10 protein-coding genes, 1 pseudogene and 1 riboswitch are annotated in these 12594 nt (G+C 68.7%); of the genes and pseudogenes, 4 read left to right on the plus strand and 7 right to left on the minus strand.

Annotated elements, in window-relative coordinates; all coding sequences use genetic code 11:
• Window positions 1-28 precede the first annotated feature (28 nt).
• Window positions 29-2221: an MMPL family transporter gene (locus ACFYWM_RS26760; RefSeq protein ID WP_389918555.1), complete on the plus strand. Its 2193-nt coding sequence runs from the start codon at window positions 29-31 to the stop codon at window positions 2219-2221.
• Window positions 2222-2385: 164 nt separating this feature from the next.
• Window positions 2386-2982, plus strand: a pseudogene (locus tag ACFYWM_RS26765) (type I restriction enzyme endonuclease domain-containing protein); the annotation flags it as partial.
• Here the strand turns inward: ACFYWM_RS26765 and ACFYWM_RS26770 are convergent.
• From ACFYWM_RS26770 to ACFYWM_RS26785, 4 genes are all read right to left on the minus strand, one after another.
• Window positions 2890-3342 (minus strand): hypothetical protein, encoded by a 453-nt coding sequence (locus ACFYWM_RS26770; protein WP_389918558.1) that lies wholly within the window; start codon window positions 3340-3342, stop codon window positions 2890-2892. The pseudogene ACFYWM_RS26765 and the gene ACFYWM_RS26770 sit on opposite strands and share 93 nt — an antisense overlap.
• Window positions 3323-3976 carry a DUF433 domain-containing protein gene (locus ACFYWM_RS26775; RefSeq protein ID WP_389918561.1) on the minus strand — a complete coding sequence of 218 codons (654 nt, stop codon included), beginning with the start codon at window positions 3974-3976 and terminating at the stop codon, window positions 3323-3325. The genes ACFYWM_RS26770 and ACFYWM_RS26775 overlap by 20 nt, the downstream gene beginning before the upstream one ends.
• Before the next feature lie 314 nt (window positions 3977-4290).
• Window positions 4291-4509 (minus strand): DUF397 domain-containing protein, encoded by a 219-nt coding sequence (locus ACFYWM_RS26780; RefSeq protein ID WP_389918564.1) that lies wholly within the window; start codon window positions 4507-4509, stop codon window positions 4291-4293.
• A 17-nt stretch (window positions 4510-4526) separates the two neighbouring features.
• Complete coding sequence (locus ACFYWM_RS26785; protein WP_389918567.1) at window positions 4527-5384, minus strand: helix-turn-helix domain-containing protein; 858 nt, start codon at window positions 5382-5384, stop codon at window positions 4527-4529.
• A gap of 228 nt (window positions 5385-5612) precedes the next feature.
• On the opposite strand from ACFYWM_RS26785, the gene ACFYWM_RS26790 reads away from it, so the two are divergent.
• Both ACFYWM_RS26790 and ACFYWM_RS26795 read left to right on the plus strand, forming a co-directional pair.
• Window positions 5613-5891 carry a hypothetical protein gene (locus ACFYWM_RS26790; protein ID WP_389918570.1) on the plus strand — a complete coding sequence of 93 codons (279 nt, stop codon included), beginning with the start codon at window positions 5613-5615 and terminating at the stop codon, window positions 5889-5891.
• Complete coding sequence (locus ACFYWM_RS26795; RefSeq protein ID WP_389918573.1) at window positions 5888-6295, plus strand: ATP-binding protein; 408 nt, start codon at window positions 5888-5890, stop codon at window positions 6293-6295. The genes ACFYWM_RS26790 and ACFYWM_RS26795 overlap by 4 nt, the downstream gene beginning before the upstream one ends.
• A 409-nt stretch (window positions 6296-6704) precedes the next feature.
• Here the strand turns inward: ACFYWM_RS26795 and metH are convergent, their stop codons facing one another.
• From metH to ACFYWM_RS26810, 3 genes are all read right to left on the minus strand, one after another.
• The gene (metH, locus tag ACFYWM_RS26800) at window positions 6705-10322 is read right to left on the minus strand and encodes a methionine synthase (protein WP_389918882.1); all 3618 of its coding nucleotides are present in this window, start codon (window positions 10320-10322) and stop codon (window positions 6705-6707) included.
• A 65-nt stretch (window positions 10323-10387) separates the two neighbouring features.
• Window positions 10388-10463, minus strand: a riboswitch (S-adenosyl-L-homocysteine riboswitch).
• A 227-nt stretch (window positions 10464-10690) separates the two neighbouring features.
• Window positions 10691-11383 (minus strand): formylglycine-generating enzyme family protein, encoded by a 693-nt coding sequence (locus tag ACFYWM_RS26805; protein WP_389918576.1) that lies wholly within the window; start codon window positions 11381-11383, stop codon window positions 10691-10693.
• A gap of 121 nt (window positions 11384-11504) precedes the next feature.
• Complete coding sequence (locus tag ACFYWM_RS26810; RefSeq protein ID WP_389918579.1) at window positions 11505-12449, minus strand: alpha/beta fold hydrolase; 945 nt, start codon at window positions 12447-12449, stop codon at window positions 11505-11507.
• Between the last annotated feature and the right edge of the window lie 145 nt (window positions 12450-12594).

Here is a 12594-nt window from a genome sequence, read left to right on the forward strand (position 1 = left end):
TAGTTTACCGACTTCGGGGTTGATCAAGATGACCGTCCGCACCCACGCCCCTCCGCTGGCCGCGCCGCCGGTGCCCCCGCTGCGCCGCCTCGGCTACCTGCTGGTACGGCGCCGCCGCCTGGTGATGATCCTGGCCCTGCTCGGCACGGTCGTCATGGGCACGCTGGCGGCCGGCACCGTGAGCGGGCTGTCCCTCGCCCGCTACGACGCGCCGGGCTCGGAGTCCGACCAGGCGCAGAACGAGCTGGCCGAGCGGTTCGGCACGGGTAGTGCCGACCTCGTCCTGCTCGTCACCGCCAGGGACGGGAACGTGGACGACCCCGCCGTGGCCGCCGCCGGCCGGGAGCTGACGAGCCGGCTGGCCGCCTTCGACGGCGTGGCCGAGGCAGCCTCCTACTGGTCGCGGGGCACCCCCGCGACGCTGCGCAGCGAGAACCGCGCGCACGCGCTCGTGCTCGCACGCATCCCGGGGGACGCCAACCTGGTCAGGGGACAGATCCTGCCGCGAATCATCCCCGAGGTGACCCGAGGCGACGACACGATCGCCGTTCAGGCGGGCGGCGGGGAGGAGGTCTACCGCCAGACCGTCCCGCTGGCCAGGCAGGACTTCGTGCGGGCCGAGATGGTGATCTTTCCCCTGGTGTTCATACTGCTCTGGATCTTCCTGCGCCGCCTGGTGGCGGCCGTGGTGCCCATCGTGCTGGGCGTCTTCGTGATGGTGGTCTCGCTGGCTCTGATCCGCCTGCCGCTGCTCTACTCCGATGTCTCCACCTTCGCGCTCAACCTGACGCTGGCGCTCGGCCTCGGCCTCGGCATCGACTACGCGCTGTTCATGGTCTCGCGGTTCCGCGAGGAGGTACGGCTGGGCCATGACCGGCACGAGGCGGTCGCCAGAAGCGTCGAGAAGGCAGGCCGTACGGTGATCTTCAGTGGGGTGACCGTGGCGGCCTCGCTCGCGGTGCTGCTGCTGATGCCCTTCGACTTCTTCCGGTCCTTCGGCTACGCGGGGATCGCGGTGGTCATCGGGGGAGTGGCCGGTGCCATGATCGTCCTGCCCGCGGCGCTCGCCGCGATCGGTGACCGGGTGCTGCCCCGCCGTACGAAGGAGGAGAACGGCACGTTCTGGCGCGGCCTGGCCACGCGCGTCATGCGCAAGCCGCTGATCTTCGGCGGAGTGGCGACGGTGGTGCTCCTGTTGCTCGGCTCGCCCTTCCTCGGGCTGAACTTCGGCGTCGCAGACGATCGCATCCTGCCCACCTCGGCGCCGGCGCGGCAGACCTCCGAGGTGATCCGGGCGGAGTTCCCCGCGGAGGAGAGCGACGCGCTGCAGGTCGTCTCCGCCGGGGCCGCCGACGCGGCGGGGGTGCCCGGCTACGCGGCCGCGCTGTCGCGGCTGCCCGGGGTCGCCCAGGTGGACTCGGCGGCGGGATCCTACGCCGAGGGGCAGCGGGTCGGCGACGGCGATCCCGGGCGGTTCCAGGGCGACGAGGGGACCTGGCTGTCCGTGGTGCCGGCCGCGGAGCTGATGGAGCGTGATCCGGTGGGCCTGGTACGGGACGTGCGGGCGCAGGCGGCGCCGTTCGAGGTGCTGGTCGGCGGCTACCCAGCAGAGCTCGGCGACTACCGGCAGGCGGTGGTGGACCGGCTCCCGCTGCTGCTCGGGCTGATCCTCGTGGTGACGTTCGTCATCCTGTTCCTGATGACGGGAAGCCTGCTGATCCCGTTGAAGGCCACGATGCTCAACCTGCTGAGCCTGTCGGTGATGCTGGGCGCGCTCGTGTGGATCTACCAGGACGGGAACCTGTCGGGCCTGCTCGGCTTCACCGCGACGGGCACCCTCGATCCGAGCATTCCCATCCTGATGTTCTGCATCGGGTACGGGCTCTCGATGGACTACGAGGTGTTCCTGCTGTCGCGGATCAAGGAGGAGTACGACCGCACGGGCGACACCGCCGCCGCCGTCACGGCAGGGCTCCAGCGCAGTGCTCCGCTGATCACCGCCGCCGGTGCGATCCTGGCGATCTCCTTCGCGGCCTACGTCACCGCGGGCGTCTCCTTCGTGCAGATGCTCGGCGTCGGGATGGCGGTGGCGATCCTGGTGGATGCCACGATCATCCGGGCGATCATGGTGCCGGCCTTCATGCGGCTCGCGGGCCGGGCCAACTGGTGGGCGCCCGGCCCCCTGCGGCGGCTGCACGCGCGGATCAGGCTGAGCGAGTGATCCATGCGCGCCCGGTTGTTCGCGTCCACCCGGGCGCGCCAGGGGTTCGGGTGAGGTCGCGGGCCCAGATCTGCTCCACGACGGGCTCGCGCTACTCGGCGACGCCGCACGCGACCAGATCCTGGAGCGGGTGAGCGCGGGCCTGTCCGGGGTGCGGGCCGCGTCTCAATCTCACCTCTTGGCGCAACGACATCGCCTTCTTCCGAGAGGTGCGCGCCTGGATGGTGAAGCTGGACGCCACAGACCGCGAGGCCAGTGGCAAGCCGTTGGCCTCGGAGGTCAACGGCTACCTTTCCCAGTTCGCGGCCTCCGTCGTCGACGCCGACACGATCACCGACCTGTACGCCGAGGCCGGCCTTGGCAATCTCGACATCACCAACCTCAACGGTGAACATTTACGCGAACTCCAGAACACCGAGACCCCACACCTGACGGCCGAGGCGCTACGCCGGTTGATCGAGCAAAAGACCCGGCACAACATCATCCGTCGGGAGAGCTTCGCCGAGAAACTCGAAGACCTCATGATCCGCTCTTCACCGGATCCACGAAAATGGCTCTGGCTGCCCCGCCGGAGCGACGCCAAGCTTGTCCCCAGAAGTGATCTGGCAACCCCAATGAACAATGACGGATGCGTGTTCCGCCACGGATCGGCCCATTCGATCAAAGTGTCATTCCTGCGACTTCGGCCAATACTTGGGCGGAGTGGCAGCGGGATCGACGACGCGCAGGCGACTGGCCGGGGTCGAGTCGATACCGCGTAAGGTCACCAGGCGCTGCCCGTCCGCCCCGGTGAGGAGATTCAACGCAGCGGGCAGTCCGGCGGCGACGGTGGCGATCGCCAGGCCGATTCCGATCATGCCGGGGTGCTTGTGTGGGTATTCGATCCGATGCAGCCCGGAAGCGGCGATCGCCTCGACCTCCCGGGGGCGCTGCATCTGCCGGGCGTCGTTGGTCAGGATGACGTGGAATCCCTCGGCCACCGCTCGGGGGTAGAGGTTTTCGTCCCGGGTCCCAGACCAGCGGTCGAGATCCAGCAGATGGACGATCTCATGCCCCAGCACGAAGGCGATGATGGCCTGGTGGAGCGGCCGGGACACGTTCTCATCCAGCAGCAGCCTCACGTGGTTCCTTGGGGGGATCGTAGCTGTTGACGTAGTCGGCGAAGTCGGCGGCGTCCAGGGCCGCCGTAGGAGTGACGCTCGGGTAGTACTCGGAGATCCGCTCCGGGGGGAGCCCGTCTCGAAGGAGAGCGGCGACCTCGTCATAGGGAACGCGGGTGCCCTCGATCACCGGCACTCCGCCGCGAATCGCCGGGTTCACCGTCACATGCGCACGGGGCCTCAGCAGCGGCGGGATGTGCCTGCCATCGCGGTAGAACGGCTGCAGGACATCGACCATCTCGTGGATGACCACGTTGGCTTTCCTGCGTACCAGGTCGACCGCCTGGTCGGACTCGGCCAGGTAGATGCTGCTGCCGTCGGCGACCAGTGTGTACGACGAAAGGTGATCGTGCTCCTGCAAATCGCCGCGGAGGGTGTCGAGCGCCCGCCTGATCTTTTGCAGCGAGGCGTCGTTGCGCAGCTTGACGCAGGTCCGCAACGCCACCACATCGCGGAAGGAGTAGAGAACGGGCCGGGTGCTGGAGATCTCCGGGATCAGCACCGCGCCACGGTTGACGCCGGCCTTGCGCCAGTGGGCGAGCTGACGGAGCGTGGCACCCGACAGCGCCGCCGTCAGCTTCGGGTCAAACGCCATCACCTCACCCCTCCCCCATTTTGTGATCCGCGCCCTGCCCGAGACATCATCGCAAATCTCGCCTGGCAGGTCAGGCGCTATGCGGCTTCGTCTCCACCGTTTCGGAAACTTCCAGCGGAACACGAATGTCATCTTGAGGACACCGACGCTCACCCGAGCCTGCCAGTCGATAACGCGCGCCCCGAAGCCCGCCACAGATATGTTGCCGCTCCCTCTCTGGAACGGCACTCTTCACGGCGACGTGACCGACAGACAGCACTCCAACAGTCCAAGCAGTCCAAGCCGCGACCGTGGCTGGCGTCTCGGATAAGCCGTCAAGCGGCCGGATCCGCAAGGGAACCGCCCTTGATGCCGCTGACGAAGGTCTGCCACTCAGTGGAGGTGAAAATCAGCGCCGGCCCGCTCCGATCCTTGCTGTCACGAACACCTACACGTCCTCCGTTCAAAGAAGCCACTTCAACGCAACTGCCACCGTTCCCACCGCTAAGGCTGCTCTTTCGCCAGACCGCCCGAGGTATTTCTTCGTGGGACACTTTGCCCCTTTCAACGCTTATAGATCTTCTTTTGCGAGCTTCGCGATCATGTCGATTGAATCCCGAGGATCGAGAGCTGAAGCACGCAGGTGGTCATATGCCAGCGTATATGCCCGAATCTCTTCGGTCTTCTCCAGATAGAGACTGCCCGTTATGTACTCCAGGTAGGTGACTTCACTCGCTCCATCGGAGAAGGACAGGATGGCGAACGATCCGAGCATCGCCGCGTGAGCGCCGATGACGTAAGGCAAGACCTGGATGGTCACATTTGGTTGAGCCGAAATGTCCGCGAGGTGCTGGAGCTGCTCTTTCATGACACGGGTACCACCGACGCGGCGACGCAGAGCGGCCTCGTTCACGATCGCCCAGAAGTTCATGGGCTGCTCGGATCGGGTGATGACATCCTGCCGGGCCATGCGCAAGCTGACGTGCCGCTCTATCTCGTCGGGTGCGTCGGTCACCCGCGCCGCCCGGTAGATCGCGCGAGCGTAATCTTCGGTCTGGAAGAGCCCGTGAACGAGTTCGGGTTCGTAGTTACGAAGTGACGACGCCTCTGCTTCCAGCCCTATGTAGACCTGGAACCACTGCGGGATCACATCGCTGTAGGCATGCCACCACCCTCGCTCCTTCGCCTGTTTCGCCAGCTGGACGAGCGCATCGTACTCAGCGCCCTCACGGAGTCCGTAGAGCTGCAACATGGCCCGGACGTCGTTGACGGAGATCCGCAGCGTCCCGCCTTCCACTTTGGTCATCCTCGACGTCGACCAGTTCAGATGATCAGCCACCTCCTCCTGCTTGAGGCCGGTCGCGGTGCGGAGTTGTCGCAACTCCTGCAGCAATCGTCGATGGCGGACGGTCGGCGAGAAGCTGACCATGGGGCTCCCTCCCAAGACGCTTGTTGATCACAGATCGTAATGAGTCTTTAACTGGTTGTGCGAAAGTGCTTGCAGATTCAGATTTGCAGGTGCAGATTTAGCGCGTGCTCGCTCACCGAGAGTGATGGTACGTCGCAGTCTCAGGCTTTGCAGCCCGTTTCGCGTAAGCCGCAAGCCCATCACGTCCAACGCCGAACACTTCAGGACCGACGGAGGGATGGCAGGAAGATGAAGATTCGTGATCTTCAAGGGTGGGGTGGTGAGTTGCTGGAGTTGGCCTGGGAGTTGAATGATCTTGGGTTCGACTCCGTGGTCCGGCTCTCGCCCGGCCGTCGGCCGAGCGTGGAGATCTTCATGCCGTCGGGGCGGTCGAGGGTCGTCACCGCGCAGCGGGGCCATACCTCGGTGTTCACCTGGGAGCGAACCTCCACCCGTGCGAACCGCGACCGGCAGGGCCGGAGCAGGATGCGGATGGCGGCGGAGCGACTCCTGGAGGTGGCGCGATGAGAATGCCGGAGCCGCTGGGGCGGGCCGACCTTCCCGCCGAAGTGGAGTCCGTCCCCCTGGCCCGCCGCTACGTCCGTGACCTGCTCGACCGCCTCGACCACAAGCAGACCGACGACGCGCTGCTGCTGGTCAGCGAACTTTTCACCAACGCGGTACGCCACTCCGACTCCGGCCGTCATCCCGACGGCCGGGTCTCCGTCGCCGTCGCCAACCACGATGGAACGCTCCACATCGACGTGATCGACGCCGGATCAACCGGACAGGCGCCCCACATCTGCTCCCCCGCCGACCCCGACAGCGGCGGCGGACGCGGCCTCTGGCTGGTCCAGGAACTGTCCACCTCGTGGGGCTGGTACGAGACCCCGACCGGCAGGGTGGTCTGGTTCCGGCTCTCCGAGACCTGACCACTGCGAAGGTCGGACCTCCCGATTCATCGTGGCCCGCAACACCAACCCAGGCACGCAAAAGAACACGACGTCCCAGACGCTCTCGGCGGCGAGTGAGACATCTGGAAGGACGCCCAGAAATCCCCTCCCCTCGCCCGGTACCCATGTGCTCCAGTAGTCGCTGGGGCACCTTGATCCCCACCGAAGCCGTTCCCCACGCACCGGATTCCGCTCAAACCAGGAACCGCCTCGGCGAGTCTCCCTTCACTCAGGTGAAGGCGCCGGGCCAATCCGTTGGGCATCAGCTCTTGGAAGACCTCACGGCACGTCTCCTGTGGCAGGGCGTCATGGTTCATGCGGTGGCTTCAGAGGTGAATCCTGTCGGCCGGGGCCGTGAACGCCCCACGACACCGGCCGACAGTTCGGGTCAGCTCGGGTCATAGGCGAGGTTGGGCCGCAGCCAGCGCTCGACCTCGGTGAGTTCCATGCCCCGGCGCACGGCGTAGTCCTCGACCTGGTCCCTGCCAAGGCGTCCCACGGTGAAGTAGCGCGACGACTCGTGGGCGAAGATAAGCCCGCTCACGCTCGCGGCCGGGGTCATCGCGAAGGACTCGGTCAGGTCCATGCCGAGCTTGTCGGCGCCGAGCAGCTCGAACAGCTCCCGCTTCTCGCTGTGGTCCGGGCTCGCGGGGTAGCCGAGCGCGGGGCGGATGCCCCGGAAGCGCTCGGCGTGCAGGTCCTCGATGAGGGGGTCGGCGTCCGGCTCGAACCAGCCGCGCCGCGCCTGTAGGTGGATGTGCTCGGCGAACGCCTCGGCCAGGCGGTCGGCGAGGGCCTTCACCATGATCGACCGGTAGTCGTCGTTCTGGGCCTCGTAGCGGGCCGCGAGCTCCTCGGCGCCGTGCACGGCCACGGCGAAACCGCCCAGGTGGTCCCCGGCCGGGGCGATGTAGTCGGCCAGGCACCGGTTGGGGCGGCCGTCGGGCTTGGCCGTCTGCTGGCGCAGCATCGGCAGCCGGAGACCGTCCTCGAGCACGATGTCGTCGCCCTCGGAGTGGGCCGGCCAGTAGCCGTAGGCGCCCCTGGCCTGGAAGCTCCCCTCGGCGATGATCTGGTCGAGCATGGTGTTGGCGTCGTCGAAGAGCTCGCGGGCCACCGGCTGGTCGAGGATGGCCGGATACTTGCCCTTCAGCTCCCAGGCCAGGAAGAGGAACTGCCAGTCGATCATCGCCCGGAGGGTCTCCAGGTCCGGCTCCACGACACGGACGCCGGTGAAGCCGGGGACCGGCAGGTCCTCGAAGGAGACCTTCTCGGGGTTCGCGCGGGCCTTCTCGACGCTCAGCAGCGGGGTGCGCTGCTTGTTGGCGTACTGCTCGCGCAGGCGCTCCTGGTCGGCGCGGTTGCTCTCCTCCAGCGCCTGTGAACGGCCTGCGTCCAGCAGGTCGGAGACCACGCCGACGACGCGGGAGGCGTCGAGCACGTGGACCGTGGGCTTCTCGTAGGCGGGGGCGATGCGGACCGCGGTGTGCTGGCGCGAGGTGGTGGCGCCGCCGACCAGCAGGGGCAGCTTCAGCCCGCGGCGCTGCATCTCGTCGGCGACGGTGACCATCTCGTCCAGCGACGGGGTGATCAGCCCGGACAGCCCGATGACGTCCGCGCCCTCGGAGATCGCGGTGTCGAGGATGACCGAGGCGGGGACCATCACCCCGAGGTCGATCACCTCGTAGTTGTTGCAGCCGAGGACGACGCCCACGATGTTCTTGCCGATGTCGTGCACGTCGCCCTTGACGGTGGCGAGCACCACCTTGCCCTGGCCGCGGCCGGTGTCGATGCGTCCCTCCAGCCGCGCCTGCTCCTTCTCGGCCTCCATGAACGGCTCCAGGTAGGCGACCGAGCGCTTCATCACCCGCGCGCTCTTCACCACCTGCGGCAGGAACATCTTCCCCGACCCGAACAGGTCGCCCACGACCTTCATCCCGTCCATGAGCGGCCCCTCGATCACCTCCAGGGGGCGCGCCTTCTGCTGCCGGGCCTCCTCGGTGTCGTCCTCGATGAAGTCGACGATGCCGTGCACGAGGGCGTACGACAGGCGCTCCTCCACCGGGGCGTCGCGCCAGGCCAGGTCCACGACGCGGCGGGTGCCCGATCCGCTCACCGTCTCGGCGAAGGTGACGAGCCGGTCGGTGGCGTCCTCGCGCCGGTCGAAGATGACGTCCTCGACGAGTTCGAGCAGGTCGGCGGGGATGTCCTGGTAGACCGCGAGCTGCCCGGCGTTGACGATGCCCATGTCCAGCCCGGCGCGTACCGCGTGCAGCAGGAACGCCGAGTGCATCGCCTCGCGCACGACGTCGTTGCCGCGGAAGGAGAACGACAGGTTGGAGATGCCGCCGCTGGTCAGCGCCCCCGGACAACGCTCCTTGATCTTCGGCAGCGCCTCGATGAACGCCTTGGCGTAGCCGTTGTGCTCGCTGATGCCGGTGGCGACCGCGAGCACGTTGGGGTCGAACACGATGTCCTCGGGGGCGAACCCGGCCTTCTGGGTCAGCAGGTCGTAGGCGCGGGCGCAGATCGACACCTTGCGCTCGGCGGTGTCGGCCTGCCCCTGCTCGTCGAAGGCCATCACCACGACGCCCGCGCCGTAGTCACGGATGATCCGGGCCTGCTCCAGGAAGGACTCCTCGCCCTCCTTGAGGCTGATCGAGTTGACGACGCCCTTGCCCTGAACGCACTTGAGCCCGGCCTCCAGCACGCTCCACCGCGAGCTGTCGATCATGACCGGGATGCGGGCGACCTCCGGCTCGGTCGCGATCAGGTTCAGGAAGGTGGTCATGGCCTGCTCGCTGTCGAGCAGGTCGGCGTCCATGTTGACGTCAAGCAGGTTGGCGCCGCCGCGTACCTGCTCCAGCGCGACGTCGACGGCCGCCTGGTGGTCGCCGCCCTCGATCAGGCGGCGGAAGCGCGCCGAGCCGGTGACGTTGGTGCGCTCGCCGATCATGACGAAGCCGGTGTCCGGGCCGATCTCGAAGGGCTCCAGGCCGCTGAAACGGGTGCGGACCGACGGTTCCGCGACCTGGCGCGGCGGGAGGCCGGACACCGCGGCCGCGATCCGCTCGATGTGCGCCGGCGAGGTCCCGCAGCACCCGCCGACGACGTTGACCATCCCCGACCTGGCGAACTCGTCGAGCAGCGCCGCCGTCTCCTCGGGGGTCTCGTCGTAGCCGCCGAACGCGTTGGGCAGGCCCGCGTTGGGGTGGCAGGCGACGTAGGTGCCGGCCAGGCGCGCCAGCTCGGCGACGTGCGGGCGCATCTGCTCGGCGCCCAGCGAGCAGTTCACGCCGACCACGAGCGGCTCGGCGTGCCGGATCGCGCTCCAGAACGCCTCCACGGTCTGTCCCGACAGCGTGCGCCCGCTCAGGTCGACGATCGTCACCGAGATCCACAGCGGCAGGTGCGGGGCGACCTCGCGCGCGGCGGCGATCGCGGCCTTCGCGTTGAGCGTGTCGAAGATCGTCTCGATCAGCAGCAGGTCGACGCCGCCCTCGGCCAGCGCGCTGATCTGCTCGGCGTACGCGGCGCGGACCTCGTCGAACGAGACCGCCCGGTAGGCGGGGTCCTCGACGCGCGGGGACAGCGACAGCGTGACGTTCAGCGGGCCGATCGAACCGGCCACGAAACGCCCGCCCGCCTCGTCGGCGGCCTGGCGCGCGAGCTGGGCGGCCCGCACGTTCATCTCCCGCACCAGCGACTCCAGCCCGTAGTCGGCCTGGCCGATGCTCGTGGCGGTGAAGGTGTTGGTGGTGGTGATGTCCGCGCCGGCCGCGAGGTACTGCCGGTGGATGTCGAGGATGACGTCGGGACGCGTCAGGTTCAGCAGGTCGGGGTCGCCGGTCACGTCGCGCGGGTGGTCGAGGAACCGGTCGCCGCGATAGTCGGCCGGGGTGAGCGAGGCCCCCTGCAGCATCGTGCCCCAGGCCCCGTCGAGCACCAGGATCCGCTGGTCCAGCAGCTCCCGCAGGGCCCGCGCGCGCTCCTCGGCTCCCGGCACGCCATCAGTGGGTACGAGGTCGCGCTCGTCGTGCTTCGAAGATCCGTTCACCGGTCAGCCTCCCATCGTGGGAGGCGCCCTTGCCGGAAGATCCGGGCCGAGCGTGGCGGGCGTGAGCCCGTTGCAGCGCCTCTCGGCCTTGAGATCGAGAATACCGAGGGTTGGAACGAGACGCCAAACAACGGTCCACAATACGGAAAGATCGTGTCCAAATACCGTCACGAGACTCCCATCTCGCGAAGATCGTCGCCCTCCGCCCCCGGGGCGCCTTCACCGGCGGCGTAGGGCCCGCCCAGTCAACCGGCCTCCGCCTCCACCAGGCCCGTCCGAAGCGGGAACCCACGGTCGGCCGGTCCCGGCGGCCCCGTTCACAGCGACCGGGCGAGCCGGAATCCCAGGTCGTCGACGCGGAAGGCGGGATGGCTCCTGCGACGGCACGAGGCCCGGCAGCTCCGGGGCAGGTCGCACCAGCTTCCCCCGCGGAACACGCGGTACGGGCCGTAGACCTCGGGGTCGTAGACGTCCCAGCACCATTCCCACACGTTACCGATCATGTCGTGGAGTCCCCACGCGTTCGGCGCCCTGGTCGCGACGTCGCGCACCTCGCCGCCGGAGTTCCCCCGGTGCCAGGCGATCTCGTCCAGTTCCCCGTAGCGGACGCCGGAGGTCCCGGCCCGGCAGGCGTACTCCCACTCCGCCTCGTACGGAAGGCGGTAGCCACCGGACTCGGGCTCGCAGACCACGTCCCGCCCGTCGGGGTCGGCTCCCGTCGAGTAGCAGGGGTCGAGCCCCTCCGCCCGCGAGAGCAGGTTGCAGAACCGGACGGCGTCCATCCAGGAGACCTCGGTCACCGGCGTCCGCGGCCCCGCCGCACTCCCGGGCGCCTCGCCCAGAACGTCGCGGTAGAGCTCGCGCGTCACCGGACGCGACGCCAGCCGGAAGGCCTTGACCTCCGCCTTCCAGACCGCCTTCGTGCCCTCGTCCCGCAGGAAGATCGCCCCGGCGGGGATCGTGACCAGGTGTTCGGCGGCCGCCCGGAGCGGCGTCGATTCTGAGCTCATCGCGGGGCTCACCCTACATGTTCACCACACGCCGTTGACGTGCCGGGACGCCTGCCCGCGAACGCCGGGGCACTGGACCGGGCGCGTGCCTCGGCCTCGGCGCGTACGCGGGGACGCTGGATCAGTCCAGCCAGTCGGCGACCGTCGTGCCGTAGTCGCGCGTCTCCGACAGGGGCAGCAGGTGCCCGGCCGAAGGAAAGGTGCGGTGCGTCCAGTCCGGGCGGCGGGCGAGGAGGTCCTCGACGGTGGCCGTGGTGATCAGCTTGTCCCGCGCCCCGGCCAGCAGCAGCGTGGGCATGCCGAGCCGGTCGATCATCCGGTGGACGGCGTCCCGGTCGACGTAGAGGGCGGACACCACCGAGGCGAAGGCCGCGGCGGCGTCACCGAGGCGGCGCGGGTCGGTGGTCCGCAGCTCGTCCATCAGCAGGGTCAGCATCTCGGGCGAGATCCGTTCGAGCTCTTCACCGGCCACGCCACTCGACCAGGCGCCCGGGTCGGCGTAGGTACGCAGCTTGAGATCGATCGCGCGCCGGCCCGCCAGCCGCAGCACGCCCCGCAGCAGTGCGGGCCCGACCGTGAGCAGCGGGCGGCCCAGAACGCGCCAGAAGGCGACCTCGTCCGGCGGGATCGGGCCGGGCAGCGCCGGGCAGGCCAGGACGAGACGGTCGACCCTGTCCGGCGAGGAGGTCGCGAAGTGCACCGCGACCAGGCCGCCCATGGACCAGCCGTGGGTGACGGTGGCCCTGAGTCCCAGGCGGCCGGTGAACGCCCGCAGGAAACGCGCGCCCAGCTCGGCCTTGGCCGCGCGCGGGTGCGGCGAGCCGGTGTGGCCGAAGACCGAGCCCGGCAGGTCGGGCGCGATCACCGGCCCGTGGGCGCCCAGCTCGGCGATGGTGTCCATCCACATCGACGCGCTACCGGCCATGGGATGGATCAGCAGGTGGGTGGGCCCGCCCCGGCCCTCGCCCGCGCTCAGGTAATGGACGCCGATGCCGGCGACGTCGATCGCCCGGCTGTGGATTCCGGCCCACCGTGGGGAACGTTCGCCCCAGTTCGCGTACCGCATCCTTTCAACCTGCCACGCTGGGCTGGGGGGCGTGGATCCAATCGGACCGTGGACGCCGTGGACGCCGTGGACGAGCGGCGTCGGCGACCCGCTCCCCTGCTCCGCGACACGGATCCGGCCGCCCGGCACGGACACCGGACGGTGC

Source organism: Streptosporangium sp. NPDC002721 (genome assembly GCF_042888905.1).
GTDB lineage: Bacteria > Actinomycetota > Actinomycetes > Streptosporangiales > Streptosporangiaceae > Streptosporangium.